The sequence below is a fragment of the Streptococcus parasanguinis genome, from assembly GCF_031582885.1.
GTDB lineage: Bacteria > Bacillota > Bacilli > Lactobacillales > Streptococcaceae > Streptococcus > Streptococcus parasanguinis_M.
On the sequence record NZ_CP133988.1, the window covers coordinates 1,675,026 to 1,695,359 of the forward strand.

Annotated in this window: 23 protein-coding genes; 3 read left to right on the forward strand and 20 right to left on the reverse strand. The window is 38.8% G+C overall.

Features of this window, described 5'->3' with window-relative positions; genetic code table 11:
• Positions 1-8 precede the first annotated feature (8 nt).
• Entirely contained in the window at positions 9-1,328 is a 1,320-nt protein-coding gene (locus RDV49_RS08050) for a haloacid dehalogenase-like hydrolase (RefSeq protein ID WP_037607838.1), read from the reverse strand.
• Between the two features lie 342 nt (positions 1,329-1,670).
• Here RDV49_RS08050 and RDV49_RS08055 point away from each other — a divergent pair, with 342 nt between their 5' ends.
• On the forward strand, positions 1,671-2,090 hold the full coding sequence (locus RDV49_RS08055) for an SP_0198 family lipoprotein (protein ID WP_003006862.1): 420 nt from the start codon (positions 1,671-1,673) through the stop codon (positions 2,088-2,090).
• Positions 2,091-2,138: 48 nt separating this feature from the next.
• Here RDV49_RS08055 and RDV49_RS08060 read toward each other — a convergent pair whose 3' ends face one another.
• The 14 genes from RDV49_RS08060 to RDV49_RS08125 all read right to left on the reverse strand — a co-directional run bounded on the left by RDV49_RS08060 (position 2,139) and on the right by RDV49_RS08125 (position 15,240).
• Entirely contained in the window at positions 2,139-2,903 is a 765-nt protein-coding gene (locus RDV49_RS08060; RefSeq protein ID WP_003006860.1) for a (S)-acetoin forming diacetyl reductase, read from the reverse strand.
• A gap of 467 nt (positions 2,904-3,370) precedes the next feature.
• Positions 3,371-4,879, reverse strand: a complete 1,509-nt coding sequence (gene glpK / locus RDV49_RS08065; protein WP_003006857.1) for a glycerol kinase GlpK — start codon at positions 4,877-4,879, stop codon at positions 3,371-3,373.
• Between the two features lie 187 nt (positions 4,880-5,066).
• Positions 5,067-5,738: an ankyrin repeat domain-containing protein gene (locus RDV49_RS08070; protein ID WP_003006855.1), complete on the reverse strand. Its 672-nt coding sequence runs from the start codon at positions 5,736-5,738 to the stop codon at positions 5,067-5,069.
• Positions 5,739-5,897: 159 nt separating this feature from the next.
• On the reverse strand, positions 5,898-6,653 hold the full coding sequence (locus tag RDV49_RS08075; RefSeq protein WP_003006853.1) for a CPBP family glutamic-type intramembrane protease: 756 nt from the start codon (positions 6,651-6,653) through the stop codon (positions 5,898-5,900).
• Positions 6,650-7,405: a CPBP family intramembrane glutamic endopeptidase gene (locus RDV49_RS08080; protein WP_003006851.1), complete on the reverse strand. Its 756-nt coding sequence runs from the start codon at positions 7,403-7,405 to the stop codon at positions 6,650-6,652. The genes RDV49_RS08075 and RDV49_RS08080 overlap by 4 nt, the downstream gene beginning before the upstream one ends.
• Positions 7,406-7,427: 22 nt before the next feature.
• On the reverse strand, positions 7,428-7,844 hold the full coding sequence (locus tag RDV49_RS08085) for a hypothetical protein (protein ID WP_003006849.1): 417 nt from the start codon (positions 7,842-7,844) through the stop codon (positions 7,428-7,430).
• Positions 7,845-7,847: 3 nt separating this feature from the next.
• Complete coding sequence (locus tag RDV49_RS08090; protein WP_003006847.1) at positions 7,848-8,735, reverse strand: DUF4300 family protein; 888 nt, start codon at positions 8,733-8,735, stop codon at positions 7,848-7,850.
• Between the two features lie 201 nt (positions 8,736-8,936).
• Positions 8,937-9,713 carry an Ltp family lipoprotein gene (locus RDV49_RS08095; protein WP_310744345.1) on the reverse strand — a complete coding sequence of 259 codons (777 nt, stop codon included), beginning with the start codon at positions 9,711-9,713 and terminating at the stop codon, positions 8,937-8,939.
• Positions 9,714-9,875: 162 nt separating this feature from the next.
• Complete coding sequence (locus RDV49_RS08100) at positions 9,876-10,187, reverse strand: hypothetical protein (RefSeq protein ID WP_003006843.1); 312 nt, start codon at positions 10,185-10,187, stop codon at positions 9,876-9,878.
• Between the two features lie 159 nt (positions 10,188-10,346).
• Positions 10,347-10,682 (reverse strand): hypothetical protein, encoded by a 336-nt coding sequence (locus tag RDV49_RS08105; RefSeq protein ID WP_003006842.1) that lies wholly within the window; start codon positions 10,680-10,682, stop codon positions 10,347-10,349.
• A complete protein-coding gene (locus tag RDV49_RS08110) occupies positions 10,670-11,257 on the reverse strand; it encodes an Ltp family lipoprotein (protein ID WP_003006840.1) in 588 nt (195 codons plus the stop codon). The genes RDV49_RS08105 and RDV49_RS08110 overlap by 13 nt, the downstream gene beginning before the upstream one ends.
• Before the next feature lie 391 nt (positions 11,258-11,648).
• Entirely contained in the window at positions 11,649-12,188 is a 540-nt protein-coding gene (locus RDV49_RS08115; RefSeq protein ID WP_003006836.1) for an RDD family protein, read from the reverse strand.
• Between the two features lie 81 nt (positions 12,189-12,269).
• On the reverse strand, positions 12,270-14,021 hold the full coding sequence (locus RDV49_RS08120; protein ID WP_003006833.1) for a glycoside hydrolase family 13 protein: 1,752 nt from the start codon (positions 14,019-14,021) through the stop codon (positions 12,270-12,272).
• A gap of 199 nt (positions 14,022-14,220) precedes the next feature.
• The gene (locus RDV49_RS08125; RefSeq protein ID WP_003006831.1) at positions 14,221-15,240 is read right to left on the reverse strand and encodes a DNA/RNA non-specific endonuclease; all 1,020 of its coding nucleotides are present in this window, start codon (positions 15,238-15,240) and stop codon (positions 14,221-14,223) included.
• Between the two features lie 349 nt (positions 15,241-15,589).
• Between RDV49_RS08125 and RDV49_RS08130 the strand changes: the two genes are divergently transcribed.
• Positions 15,590-16,465, forward strand: coding sequence for a helix-turn-helix domain-containing protein (locus RDV49_RS08130; protein ID WP_003006829.1), 876 nt, complete (start codon positions 15,590-15,592; stop codon positions 16,463-16,465).
• Positions 16,466-16,481: 16 nt separating this feature from the next.
• Complete coding sequence (locus RDV49_RS08135; RefSeq protein WP_003006827.1) at positions 16,482-17,267, forward strand: CPBP family intramembrane glutamic endopeptidase; 786 nt, start codon at positions 16,482-16,484, stop codon at positions 17,265-17,267.
• A 283-nt stretch (positions 17,268-17,550) separates the two neighbouring features.
• Here the strand turns inward: RDV49_RS08135 and RDV49_RS08140 are convergent, their stop codons facing one another.
• From RDV49_RS08140 to RDV49_RS08160, 5 genes are all read right to left on the reverse strand, one after another.
• On the reverse strand, positions 17,551-17,991 hold the full coding sequence (locus RDV49_RS08140; protein WP_037608350.1) for a GNAT family N-acetyltransferase: 441 nt from the start codon (positions 17,989-17,991) through the stop codon (positions 17,551-17,553).
• Between the two features lie 87 nt (positions 17,992-18,078).
• Positions 18,079-18,597 (reverse strand): DUF3278 domain-containing protein, encoded by a 519-nt coding sequence (locus tag RDV49_RS08145; RefSeq protein WP_003006823.1) that lies wholly within the window; start codon positions 18,595-18,597, stop codon positions 18,079-18,081.
• Positions 18,584-18,784 (reverse strand): helix-turn-helix transcriptional regulator, encoded by a 201-nt coding sequence (locus RDV49_RS08150; RefSeq protein ID WP_003003382.1) that lies wholly within the window; start codon positions 18,782-18,784, stop codon positions 18,584-18,586. The genes RDV49_RS08145 and RDV49_RS08150 overlap by 14 nt, the downstream gene beginning before the upstream one ends.
• Positions 18,785-18,954: 170 nt before the next feature.
• Positions 18,955-19,392 (reverse strand): hypothetical protein, encoded by a 438-nt coding sequence (locus RDV49_RS08155; protein ID WP_310744346.1) that lies wholly within the window; start codon positions 19,390-19,392, stop codon positions 18,955-18,957.
• Positions 19,393-19,477: 85 nt separating this feature from the next.
• The gene (locus RDV49_RS08160) at positions 19,478-20,332 is read right to left on the reverse strand and encodes an ADP-ribosylglycohydrolase family protein (RefSeq protein WP_003006818.1); all 855 of its coding nucleotides are present in this window, start codon (positions 20,330-20,332) and stop codon (positions 19,478-19,480) included.
• Positions 20,333-20,334 lie beyond the last annotated feature (2 nt).

Genomic DNA, 20,334 nt, shown 5'->3' on the forward strand with positions numbered 1-20,334 from the left:
AATCTCCCCTATTTTTTAATTAATTGTGCCTCATCAGTTCCTAACTTGATTGTTTCTCTACTCTTAACTAAAACCCCTTTGTTTTCATCACGACCTTGTAGGAAGTATTTGGCATCTTTGCTATCATATGTATCTACTGCAGTCTGTGAAAGTAAGCCAATTCCTTTTGATGGATCCCGTAATAGGTTAAAGATGATTCCCATCTGTAATCCTTCAAAATCTTTCAACATTGCATAGTCCCCATTACTATCTCCAGCAATTAGAATAGGATCTTGGTTGCCATGTTTATCTGCAATGAACTTCTTGATTGTTTTTGTTTTTCCTTCACCTTGTGTTTGGAAGTAGTCGTTATTGTATTCTGATTGAATGACACCAGAATCATTTTTAACGAGTTCCATTCCATAAACATGGTCTTCAGTAATATTATATCCAAATTTTTCCTTTGTAGCAAAAGGAACAACAACATCTCGGAAGGAAGCAGAAACAACATAAACATCTATGCCATTATCTTGTAGTGTCTTATAAAGATTTTGCATCTCTTTTACTGCGCGAACACCACGTTTAAATTTGATTTCTACTTGACCAGCTTCACCCTTCAAGCTTTCTGGGCTCACCCAAGTTTCATAAACTAAATCTTCTTTTAAGGCACGTTCAATTGATTTTTCCGATACGGCTTGAACTTCTTCTGAAGTCATACCTGTAAATAAGTAGGTAACCCATGGATAAGAAATATCTGAACTGAAAGTTCCACCAATTGCTTCGTAAAGATAACGTAATTTAGCACTGAAATCTTTATATTCGTCTAATTGTTTCACTTCATCAAGACTCTTAGTCCCTTTGAAACCTTTGAATTCGTTATAAAGAACAGTATAATCAGAAACGATATCCTTAGCAATCTTATCAATATTGACAGGATTTCCTTCTTTATTGTTATGATCTTCTTTAAAGTTATCCTCTGGGATATTTGTACGAATAGCCTTATCTAACTCTTCCGGTGTCATCTTAAAATCTAAGTTTTCAATTTGATAAGTAAAAGTTGCTTCACCAATGTCGTTGATTACTGTTGTGTTATCCCAGTCAAATACAGCATATGGTTTTGCTGATTCATCATATTTTGAACTAGATTTACCATTATCTTTAATGACATTGCTTAATTTCTTATATAGCTTATCCTCCCACTGACCACGATTGAGTACTTGATCTTCCTTAGAAACACTTGTTTCTTGTTTAGCTTTACTAGGCTCTGTTGTTTTGGATGACTGAGAAGCCTGGCACCCAACCATAAATAAGGCTAAACCACAAACGAAAAAGAGACGATGTTTCTTCATAAGAAAACCTCCAAAATAAAATTTAATTAGAAAAAAGGCAATAAAGGACCTATGATTTGAAACGGTTGCTCCATTGCAATCATAGGCCTCATTGCCTTTTATATTATTCCACACCCATTATACTAATTAGACAATTGAATGTCAACCGAAAACGGTTACATTTTTTATCACAAATAAAATTCTACTATTCTACAAAACAATATAGTAAAATGATATTTACGAATAATTGGGTAATGAGTTCCTACTTCATGAAGCGAATTTTATTTTTCTGAAAATTCGTTTTCATTGTCTTCTCCTCTATCCTCTGCTATACTTGGATTATCAAAGAAAGGAGACAAGCCTATGACATTGTCCAATAAATTCACACTTTCTCTTGCCTCACTGGCAGTTCTTGGTCTTTTAGCAGCCTGCTCGAATCCGACAGCTCAAACACCTGCAAGCTCTGCTAGTTCACAACAGGTCGCGTCAAGTGCTTCAAGCTCTAAAACTTCTCAAACGGCTAGCCAACCTGAAAATCTAGATGGGACATACAAGGGGACTGATGAAACTGATCAGATCACTCTGACCCTTTCTGGTACGACGGGCACATGGGAAGAGCTTGAAAGCGATGGCGAGAAAGAAAGCAAACCTGTAACCATTCACGCTGACAATCATACTCTCACTGTAGGGGATGATCTCAAATATTACAAACTAGAAGGTAACCAACTCACTATTGAAGATGACGATCGCGATCCTTCTGATACCATTGTATTAACTAAATAGCATAAAAAAAAAGAGGTTAGGATGTTGATCCCAACCTCTTTTTTCATCTTAATGGAACTGCATTCCACCATCCACGATAATGGTTTGTCCTGTGATGTAGTTTGAATCTGGTCCAGCAAGGAAGCTAACCGCTGCTGCTACATCTTCTGGTTCTGAAAGACGTTTCAAAGTGATATCTTTAGCGAATGTTTGCATACCCCATTCGTCATCTTTACCTGCGTTCTTACCAACTTCATGGGCAATGTCAAACATCATTGGAGTCTTGACGATACCTGGTGCATACGCATTGACAGTGATGCCTGAATCCGCCAAGTCACGCGCCAAGGTTTGCGTAATTCCACGCACAGCGAATTTAGTACCACCATAAACAGTCAAGTTAGGGTTACCTACAACACCTGCTTGTGAAGTTGCATTGATGATTTTTCCGCCATGGCCAAGCGCTTTGAATTGAGCTTGTGCAGCTTGAGCACCCCAAATCACGCCACCAACGTTAATAGCAAATGTACGTGTAAATTGTTCTTCTGTAATTGTATCAAGTGGTGTAGTTGGCGCAACACCTGCGTTGTTTACGACAACATTCAAATCTCCAAAATGGTCAACAACTTTTTGGAAAGCTGCAGCCACTTCTGCTTGTTTGGATACATCGGCAACGACTGCAAAAGCATTTTCTGCGGACAACTCAGCAACTGCTTTTTCAGCTGTTTCGGCATTGTAGTCCAATACTCCAACCTTAAAGCCATCTTGTACCAAGCGTTTTGCGATTGCAAAACCAATTCCTTGACCAGCACCTGTGACAATAGCTACTTTAGACATATGATTCCTCCTTGGTATCAATGATACCAGCAAACGTTCCTATCAGAACAGCAAGGGTTGACAACTAGTTTTGATGGGGTCTATTATAAATATCCGACAAAACTATGCTAACAGTATACTCCTTTGTGAAAAAAGTGTCAAACTCTGGCCTGTTATTTTTTAAAAAAAGTTCATTTATATGATATTTTTATTTAGTGATAAGTGAAATAGAATATGGCTTTTAACCAAAACAGATAACTGTTCTATTCTGTAAAAACTACATGAGGTTGGGACTAAAGTCCTAGCCTCTCAATTATTTTTGGATTGTCAAGCAAGACGCAGTGGTTGAGTGGGCTCTACTACGCTGATTTCATCAGCTTTTACAGCCCTACTCAACTGTGCGGAGGTGGGACGACGAAATCGAATTCTAACGAATTACCGATTTCTGTCCCACTCTCTCTCATAAACTATTCATTTGATGGGTCCCTTTAGTCATCAGATTCCGCAAATACTTGAGTGGCTTTGACTGCTTTCTTCCACCCCTTGTACAGTTCCTCTTTACGGGCTTCATTCATCTTGGATTCAAAGATTTGGGCTGCTCCATGAAGAGATTTTAATTCTTCCAAGTCCTTCCAATAGCCTACGGTCAGACCTGCTAGGAAGGCTGCTCCTAAAGCCGTTGTTTCCAGGTTTTTCGCGCGGGCAATCTCAATCCCAAGAATATCTGCCTGAAACTGCATTAAATAATCATTTTTTGCTGCTCCTCCGTCTACTTTTAGGACAGGGATAGGAGTTTTGGCATCTACCTGCATGGTGTCGATGATATCGCGTACTTGATAGGCAATGGATTGAAGAGTTGCCTTGATAAAGTCTTCCTTGGTCGTTCCCCTGGTAAGCCCAAAGACAGAACCACGCGCCTCTTGATTCCAGTATGGTGCTCCAAGCCCCGTAAAGGCAGGGACCACATAGATTTCATCCTGGTTCTGGGACTTCAGAGCATAGGCCTCGGATTCAGGTGAATTGTCTATCATACGCAGGCCATCGCGGAGCCACTGAATGGCACTTCCAGCGATAAAGATCGATCCTTCAAGGGCATAGTAGACCTTGCCATTAATCCCATATCCAATCGTCGTCAGCAAGTTATTCTCTGATAACTGCATCTCTTCACCCGTATTCATAATGATGAAGGACCCAGTTCCATAAGTGTTTTTGACCATCCCAGGTTCAAAGGCCAATTGGCCAAAGAGAGCAGCCTGCTGGTCCCCCGCCATCCCTGCAATCGGCACTTGTCCACCGTAGAAATGGAAAGGCGCTGTCTTGCCATAGATTTCAGAGTTTGACCGCACCTCAGGAAGCATGGCTTTAGGAATGTTGAGAATGTCTAAGATTTCATCGTCCCATTTCAGTTCCTTGATATTGTAGAGCATGGTACGGGCTGCATTGGAATAGTCTGTCACGTGGGCAGCTCCATCCGTCAGCTTCCAGACCAACCAAGTATCAATGGTTCCAAAGAGCAGTTCTCCTTTTTCAGCTCTTTCTTGCGCCCCTTCAACATGGTCCAAGATCCAACGAACTTTTGTTGCTGAAAAGTAGGCATCGATAACTAGACCTGTCTTTTGGTGGAAGGTTTCTACATAGCCTTGGTTTTTAAGTTCTTCAGCCAGTGGAGCCGTTTGACGTGATTGCCAGACAATGGCATTGTAAATAGGAAGCCCCGTGTTCTTATCCCAAACAACTGTCGTCTCCCGTTGATTGGTAATGCCGATCGCCTCTATTTGATTTGGCTTGATGCCACTTTCGATAAAGACCTCAGCAATCACCGACTGAACCGAGTTCCAAATCTCATTGGCATTGTGCTCCACCCAACCAGCCTGCGGAAAAATCTGAGTGAATTCCTTTTGACTAGAGCTGACTTGCTCGCCTTTTTTATTAAAAATGATAGCCCGCGAACTAGTTGTTCCCTGGTCAATCGCCATGATGAAAGTTTCTTGAGACATAAACTGCCCTCCTGAATTAGGTACTTAAAAATCTTGTTCTTTCATCAACTAGTATACTCTATTTCATCATGGATTTGTATCCATTTTTTAAAGAAAATCCGGTCTAACATTTTCCTACTGCTTCTAACTCTATCAAGAACAAATTAAAAGAGCCCTGAGGCTCTTCAAACTAGTATTCAAATGCTTATCAAGATCTGCTTTGATCTAACCGATTTAAAAACTCCATGGTCGGACTGTCTTGGTAAAGTTCTTTGAGAGGAATGTTCTGATAGACAGCTATTTCGTCCGCAGTAACACTGTAACGAATTAATAGATCATAAATACGATTTAAATCATGACGTAATTCATCCGTTATGAGGACATTATCGCTTGTTTCTTTTGTTTTCCAATAATAAGATGGCAGAACTTCCTTGGTTTCAATTAAAATAGTTTGCAACAAAGTCCCACCATGGCTGTCCTTCTGAGAGATATCGGCCCCAAGTTCCAACATTTTCTCAAAAACCTTGAAAGACTTGTCAGCTTTTTCCTTAGACGAATACATCTCATATTGGCCATTCCAACGTTTGATCATGCGCCTGCAGTCAAATACAGCTCGTCCACCCGCTGTTTGGAGGACCGGTTGACAAAATGGATTCAGCTCTGTCGGCTCTTCGATAAAGTTAAGATCTGCCCCTCTATCAATGAGTAAGTCTGCAATATCTAAATGTCCCGATTTGATAGCGACTTGAAGGAGCGACTGTCCCTGATCTCTTTTAGGTTTGTCACCCGAAACAGCATTGACTTCTTCAGGCTTTTTATCCAATATCTGACGGACTTCCTCTAAATCTCCTCTTCGCAACAACTGAAAGGTTTTTTGCATGGCCTTTTCCCCTCTCCCATAATTGATAAGAATGACACTGTGTTGATACTTTGATCCTATCTCTAGGTTCTTCGTTAAACTGATTATAGCATTTTATGGACTCTACAATAAAGCCCTAAAGGGTAAAGAAGACAGACTCCCACCGGAAGAGGTACAACTCTATTTCTCTGATTTTCGTGCAGCCACCAGCCAAGAGGCTACTAGGATTTCGAAACTAACCAGAAGGATAATCTGAGTGAGTGAACTCTGAATCAGCATGAGGACAGCTAGACTATCGATCAGCATATGAGCGAGGATACAAGGAACAGCTCCTTTCGAGTACTCCTGGAGCGCTCCAAATAGGAAGGTATTCCCTAAGATCATCAGGTAAAAGATGAGATAGTTGGACGATCCAGCTGTAATCCAAGGGAGTTGATAGATAGGGATATGCCAGAGGAACCAGACAATGGAAAGAACCATCATTTTAGGTATAAAGTGCTTACTAAAATAAAGATGATCTTGTAAAAACCAACGCCAACCGACTTCTTCTAGGCCTCCATATAATAAGGTCCAGGGGAAATAAAGGAAGAAGGCCAAGAGGAAGTTCCCAGTAAAGCGAACATTCATAAGCAGGATGGAGATCCCATAATAGATGACGGGGATGAAGAAAGCTAGGATCCAGGATAGGGGACTTTCTTTTTGAAGAAAGACCTTTTTGAAAAATTCACCCAAGGAGTTGACTTCCCTCAACACCAGAGAAAAGACAGCTGCCACAATCAGGGGAATCAAGTTCATTAGGATAAACAGGAGCGATGCACCCATACTACTCCTATCTGGGAAAATCCAAAGAATAACTTGCCCTACTAGAAAGGTAGCAAGGAGGGCAGTCAATGCATACCAGATAGCGACTGATCGTTTTGAAATAAATTTGTTCATTTTTCCTCCTTTACAGTTACATACTTCCTTCTTGCAATCATGATTGCTAAACTAATAATAAGAATTTTACTGACGATAGATAGCCATACCTCTTCATTCACTAGAATCTGAGACAAGGAATTGATACAGGCATGGGTCATGACACAGAGCCATAAATTTTGCGTTTTATGATACAAGGCCGATAAGATAAAGCAGTTAGTTAGCAGACCTACTAGAAACGGAAATAATTGAATGACACCTAAAGAACCATCGATGTAGAAGTAGAAAAGATGCCAACTAGACCAGGCTAAAAAGGTGATCAAAGTAGCTGAAAAATAAGGTATTTTTTCCTGCAAAGTTGGTTGAAAGAAATAACGCCAGCCAATTTCTTCAATCCCACCAAAAAGAAGAGCCTTAAAAAAGAGCACCACTGGCAAGACCAACGATTGAGTGGTGATCTTACCACCAAAGATAAAGGGGAAAAAGTCGAGTAGCAAGAAAACGAGCACTAAACAATAATTAGCTAACCTGTCTTTGACTTGAAAAAAATCTTTTAGAATTTGTTTGAAACTAGATTGATGGTAACTAATGCTTGCAAGAGTCCCCCAAAAAGCAGATGATAATCCACCTACAATAATAGCGATGATCCCAAATGATGATGTAAAATCAACCTTGACTCCTCCTGCTCTTAAAATCCACACCAGAAGGCTAACTCCTAATACTTGACCAAAGGTCCCTAACAAATACATAGATAGGGCTTGCTTTCTATTCATTCGCGATTCCTTTTTCTTTCGATTAATTACCAGTGCTATCTACCTTAAACCCATACCTGCCAGCATTTCGTTTGAGCTTCTCAACCAGAGCTTCATTCCGCTTGCTTTTTCCAAAAAAGAAGGGAATGGTCTTTCCATTTCTGAGTTCGATATAGAAAGCATAGCGAGCCCCACCACCAGATCGTCCACGAAAAATTGCATAGGTGATTTGCTTGATCTCTTTCAGTGGGATCATTCGCCGACTGAAACATAGTGCGGCATGGATATAGAAGATTCCATAGCTAATATGGAAAGGGGCAAAGAAGGGACCTCCACTACGTTTCACGATTGTCCTTCTTCTCAGGAAAAGGAGAAGACTGAAAAAGAGCAAGAAAACGAGCACATATAGAATCGGAGCATACTCCATTATCTTTCTAAATTCTAACACGCTGTCTTTCATCCTCTACTTCATCTCAACCCATTTTTCATTATCCATGATAAAGGGCTTAGCCAGACCTTCGCCTGTGTAGTCTTGGTATTTGGTCTCCAAGTATTTGTAGACATCTTCCTTGGTCGCAAACTTGATGGCTTGATAGGGTTCTTCAAAGGTCAGCTTTTCGACAAAGAGATAGCCGTCCTTGGCAGGAACCAAGACACCGACGTGACCGACAAAAAGGGTATTTCCATCCAGGTTATCATGAACGATAACAGAAAGCATGCGCGCATTTTCATTGAACTTGAAATGAGCAAAATACTCTTCCATCTTCTTGGCATGGACCTTGACATCCGTTGTCGCCTCTGTCGGAACCCGTGAATACAGAATGTTAAAGGCTTCCTTGTCTGCCTCACCGAAGATCTTCCCTTTGTCAATCGCATCATTGTCCACGAACAAAAGTTCACTATCCGCTTTCATCTTAGGAATCTCGATGCGATTCTTCAGAAGAGTATAGCTATTGATCCGGCAGTTGGTCCCGACGAAATCGCCCTTTTTCTTGGTCCACAAGTCACTGATCTTCTCAACATTGTAGTCTGTTTTCTTGAAGGTGCTGAAGTCACCCGTCAAGCCGACCGAGCCGACAATGCTATCGTAATCCGTTACTAGACCCAGAAATTTATCTACACTTTCCCGATCCAAATAAGCAGACAAAAGAGTCCGCACTTCTTCGACACTTGCCTTGCTGTTGAGGTTGCTGTAGGTACCCTTGTAGCGCTCCTTATCTGAACTAGATTTCTGAACCGTTGAGGGTTCCTTCTTTTCCTTGGATTGCTTTTGGTTGCTACCACAAGCCACTAAAGCAAAGAGCGCCAGGGCACAGCTAGTAAGGAGCATGATTTTTTTAGATGATTTCATAAACTGGTTCCTTCTCCATTGATTAAAATGTTTGTTCTATACATTTTTCATATCGATAATCCTTTTCCTCTATTATAGTTTAAAACTGGCTTTGCTCCAACTATTTTTTACGAAATGAGAAAAGTTTATAAGTAACAAAAAAGAGCTGGCAGACTGTCCAGCTCTTTAATATGTTACAAAAATCAAAATTAAAATTATCGTTTAATCAGACCAATCTATTTTGGCATGTTCTATTGCGTACTCCGCTTCCTCTTGAGTAAACTTTCTTATTTCAACAAGTTTTTCTAATAATCTTTCTTTCGAATAGTTGCCACCGCTTCCAAAAGATTCCACTGCTTTAACAGCTTCCTCTTTCCAATCAAAATGACCTTGCTCCACAGCATAGTCAGCCTCTTCTTGAGTAAATAGATCAAATTTTATAAGTTGATCAACTAACTTTTCTTTTGAATAATGATACATTTGATATGATTTTGCTTTTAAAAGTGCTTGCTCTTTCCAGTCTACATTAAGCTTATCGATAGCATACAGGGAAGCATCTTCTGAATACCTGTCATTCTTAGTAAGATCATTTTTAATTTGCTGCATCGATAAAGGAGATTTCTTTAAAAATTCTTTAGCTGTTGCATATGCACTTGTATATTCTGCATCTAGTAAAGGTAAAGGATAAACTCTTTTCTTAAACATATTCATTAATGATTCTAAATCATCCTTATTTTTTTTGTCACTTGAAGAAGCGTATTCTTGTTTTGATGATTCAAAATCATCCTTATTTCCATCAGTTGAAGAAGAGTATTTTTGTACAGGTTTAGTCAGCTGTGATCCTGAACGTGAATTTATCCATTTATTATAACTTATTTGATACTCAATTGCCATCAAAGCTAACATTCCTACCATCAATCCAAACATCGTAAAAATAAATATCAAAAACTTTTTCATCATGACTACCTTTGCTTGTTTTTCTCCAATGGAATCTTTCATCCTCTTGAACTACTTTCATTAGTATTATATCATGAAATATTCTTCTTTTTTATTAACTAATGTAAAAGTCTTCATACTAGTAAACAAAAAAGCGACTGCAATAGTTCAACTGCAATCACTCGTTCATTTGTGAGATAAAAAATAACAAAGTGTTATAAAAGATTATTTGATCTTGTGTTTGTTCATCTTTTCTTCAAAGATGGCTGTCATAATCTTGCGGAGCTCTTCTCCTTCTTTTTCAGGAAGATCCCCTTGACGTTTGGCCACTGCATAAAGTTCAGGGTATTGCTTGGCTACACGCTCAACTGTCTTGGTCGTCGCATGCCCTCTGACAAAGAATGGAATACGCTTGATCCATTCTTGCGGGACTAAAGCGAGCAACTTCTTCGCTGCTTCTTTATCAGAAATCTCAGCTGTACTCAATCCTTGCTTGATTTGTTCTTGTTCTTTTTCTGTAAAATCTTTTAATTCCATTTAAAACTCCTCATTCTCCTATTTTGTTTATCTAAGAGCACATTATACACTTATGTAGTGAAAACTACAACTAAAGGAACCGAAAAATAGAGCAAGGGCAAGTCATCCCTCACTCTATCTCTTAATCGTAAAATCTTATGAAGGATATTAATTTCCGATTTACTGTGGAGCATCACCCTTTTGCTTTAAATAATAGTCACTTGCCTCAGTTAGTTTTTTATAATAATGATCGTAACTCTTACTAAATTGTCTAATCAGCGGAATAGCGACCTCATAGTAGTGATGGTCCATCAAAAATGTTTTCAGTTGATCTTGAATATTTTTCATTGGACTTGTTTTGTAATCATCACTGTTCAAATAGCGATCATAAATAGAAATTGTGTCCTTATTTTCATTATGCCACTTTTCATTACTTTCTATCGTAGCTATTTTAGATTCATCAGCCTCTTTTAAGTTCTTCAAATCAATAGTAAAATTATTGTTTAATTTAACCAATCTACTTGAGCATGTTCTATTGCGTACTCCGCTTCCTCTTGAGTAAATTTTCTATTTTCAACAAGTATTTCTAATAACCGTTCTTTCGAAATATTGCCACCGTTTGCAGAAGATTCCGCTTCTTTCACAGCTTCCTCTTTCCAATCGAAATGAACTTTTTCTATAGCATAGTCAGCCTCTTCTGGAGTAAATAGATCAACATCTACAAGTTGCCCAACTAACTTTTCTTTTGAATAATGAAACTTTTGATATGATTTTGCTCTTAAAACAGCCTGCTCTTTCCAGTCTATATTAAGCTTATTGACAGCGGACTGGGAAGTATACTCTGAATACCTGCCATACTTAGTAAGATAATTTTTAATTTGTTGCTTCGATAAAGGAGATTTCTCTGACCAAGATTTAGCTTTTGCATATGCCCTTGTACTTACTGGTACTAGTAAATTTTCTTTCGGTTCTGGAAAGCTTGATCTATTATGAAATTTTTCATAATCTCTATAATAACCACTTAACACAATAGCTACAAATCCCACCATCAATCCAAACATCGCAAAAATAAATATAAAAAATTTTTTCATAATGTATACCTTTACTTGTTTTTAGTCTAATTTGTTATTTTGTGCTTAATAAAACAATATTGTCACTCAACACTAGGAGAATTAACTTCTCCAGTCACTCAAAACAATTCCTATAGAATCCTTCAATAACGGTTTTATTAATCCCTGTTTAAATATAGCAACTCATTCTTAATGATGTTAAAAAATGAGTTGGTTCCATAAAAGACTCAACATTTGTGACAGGACCACCAGGCAATGTCATTCCTTGCCTAGACTCTTTCTCACGATCCATAACAAGAACTCTATCGCCGTCTCTTACCATACAAAGATTTGTGAATTCTAGAGTCTCATTCATAGCCCTATTTCCTAGCTATGTTTCCATTTTTTCTTATCGACAGCCTAACATTTCATCCTAGTCACCTTTTAGTTGCACTTGCGTATGGGCTAGCAGGTCTCCTAGATGCCTCTTATCATTTCTAAACATTGTCATTGCCAGTAGCAAAACTGCGAGTAGAGTCGCCGAAATAGAAAGAATAATGGATAACACATCAAAATCACTATAGATGCCATGAATCGTGCCCATATGACCAAGTTGCCAAGGTAAAAATTTGATGACGTTTCTAATCAAGCTAGCCTGCACTGTTTTTTTCTGGTAGACCAGTTCCAGTCCCGCTTTTACCTTCCCAAAACTGCCATCATTTTTATAATCTAAGAATGTGAACAGGAGCGTGATTGGCAAAACAGAGGTAAAAAATACAAGCCATTGCGACTGAATTTCTGTAAACTCTGGGACGCCATTAAAAAAGATAATGTAAATAAGCATCGAACCTAAAAATAGAAAAACTAAATAAGCTAGAATGAAAAGATAATCAAACAGAAATTCTGTCATTCTTTTTTTAAACGAAATAGGATTGATTGCTAATATCTTCATCACTGTCTCCCCCTTTCTCATCTCCTATTATAATATAAGGGTGCGAATAAAGATACTATTTATAAAAAGAAGCCCGCAATCTCTCGATTCCAGGCTTCTTTCTTACTGCTCTTCCCTATAAATAACAAATCCATTTGGTTGAATGATCAAGCGATCATCAGAAATGCTTCCAAGACTGATCAGATCTGCCTGTCCTCTTTCTAAGACAACGTCTTTCTTCGACTGGTTAAAGTAGGCTTTGAGCATGTTACCTTCATGCTGCCATTCTACTGCCACCACATCCGGCTCAACCTCTGCTAGACTCACTTTACCATGTTGGATCAACTCAGCTACTTCTTTTCGGAGCTGGATCAATTCCTTCATAAAGTTGAGCATGTCATTGTCCGCTGATACGCGCTCCCATGGCATGACACGGCGGCAATCTGGGTCTGGACCACCGATGAGGGCTAGCTCCGTTCCATAATAAATACATGGCGTACCCCGTTGTAGATGGAGGAAGGCGAGAGCAGACTTGACAGACTGTAGATCGCCTTTGGCCGTCGTCAAAATGCGCTCTGTATCATGGGAGTCCAAGAGGTTAAACATGACCTCAGAGATTTGTTGCCTATAGTACATGGACTGGCTATTGATTTCCCAAATGAAGCGTTGCGTCTCCTTATGCCCCCGCAGGAAATAATCCTTGATACTTTCAGAGAGGGGATAGTTCATCACCGCATGGAACTCATCGCCCTTGAGCCAAGGTTGGGACGAATGCCAGATTTCCCCAAGGATATAGAGATCCGGCTTCTTGGCCAAGACCGCCTTACGGAAATCCCGCCAGAATTGATGGTCAATTTCATTGGCCACATCCAGTCGCCAAGCATCAATATCAAACTCTTCAATCCAGTAAGTCGCCACCTTCAAGAGATAGGCCTTCACCTCAGGATTAGCCGTATTGAGCTTAGGCATATAGCCTGCAAAGGCAAAAGTATGGTAAGACAAGTCGCGACTATTCCACAGATTTTCTGAGGAGACAGGAAACTCCTTAATATGGAACCAGTCCTTGTAAATCGAATCCTCCCCGTATTTGACCACATCCTGCCATTGGGGTGAATCATAGCCAATATGGTTAAAGACGGCATCCAGCATAATCTTCATCCCACGCGCATGGGCCTCTTTCACTAGCTGGCGGAAGGTCTCCTTATCTCCAAAATGTCGATCAATTTCAAAATAATCAATGGTATCGTATTTGTGGTTGCTTGGAGATTCAAAAATCGGGCAAAGGTAGAGCCCTGTAATTCCTAACTCCTGCAAGTAGTCCAGATGATCGATGATCCCTTGCAAATCACCACCAAAGAAATCCAATACTTGAGGAGCAATAGAGGCATCCCAAGGACGAACACCTTCTGGTGAAATGGCTGGATTCCCATCGGCAAAGCGCTCAGGAAAAATCTGATACCAAACCGTCTGCGCCACCCAGTCCGGTACAGCACACCCATCAATCTCATGGATAAAAGGAAGCTTAAAACCGTTCATGACGAAGTCCAGGTTCTCCTTGTTGTAGGCTGCCACACCCCGATCTCCGTACAAGACCTTATCTCCTTTTGTATCTTCTAATTCAAAGAGGTACTGGATCCTTGCATGGTGGACAGATACCGACACTTGCCAATAATCAAAGAGGTCGTCTGTCGTCACCTTGTCCATTTCCTTAGTTGCCTCATAAAGATCCTCTATAAAAATAAAGGGATCCCCATAGTGCAAGACAATCCGTTTGATATCTTCTTTCTTGGTCCGGATGCGAATGTGAAGCTGGCCGTCCTTATAAAGATAGGCGTACTCCGATTCAGGCCGGTGATAAATCGCTGTTAATTCCATCTGTCTCGTCTCCTACGATACTCTCTTTTATCATTTACCGTTTTATGCAAACGATTCCATAAACTATTTCTAGTATACTACTTTATAAAAACGTTTGCAAGATTGTGAGAGATCATTTTAGATTACTAGCTTTTTAAGATTGTAATGCAACACAAAAAGCCCAGCGATTGGGCTTTCTCATTATCATAATAACTTATACTCATTCCTTACTTGTATGCCGCTTTCCAAGACTTAGCGCTTGCTCTTCTGACATTTCAACTACTTTCGCAAAGTTGGTATTTCGTGGCATGCTATCTTTAGAATACCAATAAACATCCGCACTCCCATTTCTGGCCACATAAACAACTGGAGCTAGTTGAGGAATTGGTGCTGCAGGCTCGACAGGTTGGACTGGCTGAACTGGCTCTACTGCTTGACTCGGTTGAGGGGCTTGACTTGGTTGCGTCTCTACAGAAGGACTAGCAGGTTGAGGTTGACTACTTGGTTCTGTCGGCACTAAAGATGGCTTGGCAGTCCCCTTGAGATAGTCAATGGTCGCATTCTTAGAGTAGTTGTCCAAGGTAACGGTGGTGATCCCATAAGCATCTACTGACTCTTTGGGACTACTTAAATTGATTGGTAGAAGGTTGCCATCTCGATCAATTCCTACATATTGCAAGGTCACCTGCCGAGGAATTAATTCATCCCCCGTATAGACCGGAGTCAACTTGTAGTCCAGCCAATAATTGGGGTGGGTGGCTAGCCAGCTATCGAGTCGTTTCTCGTAGTATAGCATGCCCTCCACATTGCTATCCGCTGTCCCTTTATAATTCCCCGTATTGGTCCAGGCAGTTAGAGGAACCAGATTTTTCCCTTCATTGGTCAGACCACTAAACTGATAGCCGATCAAATGCCCTCTGTGGAACAACCAGGCCTTCTTTCCCTTGTTTCCATAAGCAATCTTATAATTGTGCCAGCCAACCGGATTATAGCTGAGACGTGGTTCTCTTTTTTTCTTTGGCTCATCCTTGTCCTGCAGCTGAATATGAGCGGAGGTCGCACGACCCAAATGATCAAACTCACCAAGAACGAGCTGCTTGTTACCAGTAAAAGGTAGCAGGTTAAGACTCTGATAGTCGAGTCCAGTTTGCTGGGCTTGAACTCCTTGAACAACGACCAAGGACATAAAAACCGAGACTATCGCAACAATAACATTTTTCAAAAACCGTTTTGTAACCATAATTGAAACTCCCACATTTCTATCTAGTGATATTATAGCAGAAAATACGGTTACAAATAAATAGCTTTTAGAAATTATTTTATGCTATTTTTATTACTACCAGACTATCTAGGATTTCAAAATATTATTTTAAATTCTATTCATCATTCAATTTGAATGTATGGTAGAATAACTAAAATAATGCTAAAAATCAACGTTAAAACGATAAATGCCACGCAAAGTAGCAAAAATAATGAGAATGCAACCTCTACTTGCTTGTGCTATAATAATCGTTTATTCTATACTAAAATCAGTCATATTGCTACTTTATGACAAATTACATCATAAAATATAGAGGAGGTCATACAACATGACATTTGCTGAAAAATTAAAATCCATACGTAAACAAGTAGGGATGTCACAAGAACTTTTAGCTGAAAAAATCGGTGTATCAAGACAAGCTGTAACAAAATGGGAGACTGGTGCTGGAATTCCAGATATCGAAAATATAATATCCATCTCAAACCTATTTAATATCTCTATCGATGAGCTGATCTGTAATGAAAGAACTACTCTTAAGACGAGCGAATATCTTTTTGAGAGTATCACAGAGTATGATATCGATAAGATCAAGAGCTATGATATGAAATTTGGAGGCGCAGAAAGGTTTGTATTGTCTGGATACAAGGGAGAAAAAATTCGAGTTCGTCTGGTATCTAACCTTCTTCCTACGCTTCAAAATGATTTTAAAGTAAAAATTGATGATAGTAGAAAAAGAATTGACGTAGATGTAAAACGTTATAATGGTGTAACAGAGGCAACGGCTAAAGAAACTGTCAGTATCTTTGTGCAAATCCCAACTCCTTATATTAGTCACATTGAATGTGCGGTTCGTGCAGAGTCTGTAGAAATTCACTCCCTAGAATGTGACAATATCGAACTTGACGTTAAGACATCTCGTATTGCCCTAGAAGATATTTCAGGTAAAGTAAAAATAAATTGTAATCTTGATATGGAAGTATTATGTAATTCATTAAACGGTGAAGTTAACATTAACCAGATTTCAGCAACATCTAGAATGCGTATTCCTGAAAATAGCCTATTTACAGCTATTACCAAAGGGATTGGTACAAACATTTATTATGAAAAAAATGGACAAAAAACTAAACCATTCGATTCACCCGATTCAGATAATATAATTGAATTAAATGGTATTAAGAGTGAACTGGTTATCTATACAGCCTAAGAAAGAGGAGAACTAAATGAACGTAAATTATTTAAAAAGATACATCATCAGTTCTTATGTCCTTGTTTGGGCACTCATTATTTTTGTAGCAGCTCCTGCAAGTTTATTATTTAAGGTTCCACCCGTTATCATGTGGATTGTACGAAATATCGTCGCGTGGTCTCCATCATACCTACTTTTATTTGGATGGAAATATTTCAGGACTGATGAGAAAAGAACAACTTTCCTTAAGCGGTGTTTTTCCGCTAAAGTGTCTTTACTCCCACTCCTATCTTCATTTGGTCTGACATTTGGGCTCAGTGTATTATCACTCTTCATCTACTCACTTATGACCCAAAAAACAATGTTCTCCTACATCAATCTAGGAACCGTATCATTGCCACTAAGTATATTCTTATCATTTACATCAGGTCCGACTGGTGAAGAATTAGGTTGGCGTGGTTATATGAGAGAAGAATTTAATAAAAAGTATCATTTTTTAAAATCCTCTATCTACCAAGGCCTAGTTTGGTGTTTCTGGCATACACTTCTGTGGGCTGTAGATTCAAAATTTACGGACTGGCGTGCCATTCCTTATATTATTGCTAACATAGTTGTGATTACATCTATTACTATTTGTATGAATATTATTTTGGAAAAACATAATAATCTGATTTATTCTATTTTCATGCATTTTGGCTTTAATATCGTTTATGTATTTTTGGATGCCGATATCGGATTTTTTATCATTTTGACCTTGCTATACCTGCTCATCACACCGATTGCAATGCATATACGAAATAGAACTGTGAACAGATTATAATGGGGATAAGCTTTCATTAACTGTACAAAATTTTGAGTTTAAATGTTCTCCTACAAATTGTCTGTCTAACTGGTTGAAAACATAAAAAAAGCGAGATAGATCGTAAAATCAAATGAAGAGAACACCAACAAAAAATCATCTGTTGGTGTTCTCTTCATTTTTAGATTTCTGAAAAAACCTCTTGTCCATGTATCAGTAGGTATCCTTTAACTCTATTTTTCATGAACATTGTTTTATAAACAGTAGATTACAGTCTTAACATATATGGAGATATACAACTATTCTAAATCAACTTATATTCATACCACTTTTCATCTACTTTCTGAAATCCCAAAGCCAAAAACATTCTTTGACTTTGAGTATTAAAAGGATAAATTTGAGCAGTTACCTTAACCATTTCTTTCTCTTTGGCCAGCTGTATCATTTCAGAAATACATCGTCTTCCGATCTGTAAATTCTGATACTCTTTGCTGATCACTATAGAAAGTTCCGAGTTATCTTGAAGTGTCACATCTCCAACTAACACTCCCTCATATTGGATATAATAGCAAGAACCATGTGAAGTTAGGTAATCATACATTTTATGAAGTTTTGTTAGACTGTAAATCTGATCAGTATTATCCACTTGTTTGCAAATCTCACTATCTTGATACCAAAGAAGGGAAATGTCATCATTCCTATAATAAGGAATAAGAGTGATCTGTTCGTCTACTATTCTATTCATTCTTACTTTTTCTTTCATCATAAATGGTTTCTATTTCCATTTAGCTCTATCTTATCAGAAAAATAACCGGTCTTATTTCTGATGGATCTAATCCCGGATCACTTTGATTTTTCTTCTATTTGCAATGAAATTACTCAAGAAACTAATCATGGTAATCAGCCCAATGACAAGAGGGAAAATAAAAGTGAAATACATTTCAAAGCTTATCTTATTTTCTTGTAGCAATCCTGTTCTCCAAAGACCAATCGCAACAAAAATAGCTAGTCCCATCACAATCAAGGTTTGAAGGAAAGTTCTTTTTAGCATCTTTTTCTTTGCCTCTCCTACTTCATCTTCTGAAACCTCATAGATGTCGAGTTCCAAACGATGAATCACTTGCTCTTGTTGGTACAGGGAGTAGCAAAATACTAAAAACGTGATCACACTGACACAATCCGTAGTGAACATGAAACTGAGCAGGAATCCAAGGATAATCCCCATCATAAAGATCATGTACATGTTGTTCCCAAAGGTACTCAATTCTTTTTCCTTGTATTCGTCAAGCTCACCTGTAATATCGTAGAAGGCTTTCACACATTTCAATTGCCAGTTTTTATTCATCATCATCTATCCTCCAAAATAAAGAATTCAAATCCGTCCCAAGCTCTTTTGCTAGATTGATACAGAGATCTAAGGAAGGGTTATATTTCCCATTCTCAATCATATTAATCGTTTGCCTGGATACTCCTATACTTTTTGCCAAAGCCAATTGAGAAAGACCAAGATTGACTCTGTATTCTTTCACTCGGTTCACTTGGTACCTCCTAAATGTAAATGTGTCAAATATATTTGATACATTTATTTTACAATACTAGTTGCCGGATGTCAACTATATTCGACATCATTTTCTAAAAATATTTTCTAAAGTTTAAAAGAATAAAATAACGATAGACTTGATAGCTATCGTTTTGTTTTTTCATATTTCTATTTAGAGGTTTCTTCCGATACTTCAATATTCCCCATCAACCAATTGGACATCTTTTTGCCCTTGTCTTTATAAGGGTTGGGAGGAAACAAGGTAAAAGGGGGAATGCTGGCATCCGGGAAGAATAGTTCTACGCTTATCGTTCGTTCGCGATTATGATTGACGTAGGCTGTAAAATAGATATGGTAATTTCCACTCACATCACCGCCATTATCATATTCTCCTCTAGCAGTATTTGGTAAGAGCGTCACAGATTCTATGCCCTGCTTTTCCTGGGCTAAGTGTGCGATGATCTCACGCTTAATGGCAGCCTCATGACTTCTGACGAAATTCCCATCATCACTATATCCAGGATGCTCACTAAGAGAATAGAAAACAATAACCATCAGAAAGGGGAGAGAAATTAAAAAAATAATCAGCTTATTCGATTTTAACATGTGGCTCCTCACTAATTTTTACTATTCTCCTCAGAATTCATTTTCGTTGTAAGAAAATGAATATTTCATGGATTAAGAAGTCCTATCAGCTTATTGAAACTTCTTGCTCCCATCGTCTGAGCACATCTTTTAAAGGCTCATCTAGATAGGTATAGGCTTTCTCCTTAATCCAATCAGGGATACCATATGCGGCCTCTGCTATACTCCCGGTGATGGCAGCAAGAGTATCACTATCCCCACCAAGAGAAATGGCATTTCGAATAGCATCTTCAAAATCAGTACTTTCAAGAAAGGCAATGATGGCCTGAGGTACCGTATTCTGGCAAGTTTCATTAAAACGATAAGTAGGACGAATGTCATCGAGTGATTGAGAAAGGTTATATCCGTAATCTTTCTCTATGTATTCCTTGATGCGTTTTTTACACTCTATAGGATGATCATTGATTGGCTGCTCGTAATCGCCACAGTAGCCTCCAAAGTAATAACGACACAGAAAGATAGCATCAGACGTCGCCATAGCTCCTTTGACACCCTCTGGATGGTTATGAGTCACCTCTGCAGAAATTCTCGCAAGATTTCTAATAGATGGCCAAGTACCTGTTCGTGCAAAGAAGCCACAATCCATGATCCAAGCACAAGGAGATACACGCATGGCAGAGCCATTTCCAAAGCTATTATAAGGTTCTCGATCGTCGCCATCAACCCAATTCCTAAATCTTGCACCGTAACCTGCATCAGGATACATCCTACCATATTTTTTCATGGCATCAATAAAGTCATCCTTCTGACCGCCATTCATAATGGCTTCTGCAACAGCACAGGTCATAACCGTATCATCAGTGAAAAAACAATCCTCACGAAATAATGGAAAGTCTTTCGTTTTAATATTGCCCCATTCATAAACAGAACCTACAATGTCTCCAACTATTGCTCCTAGCATAA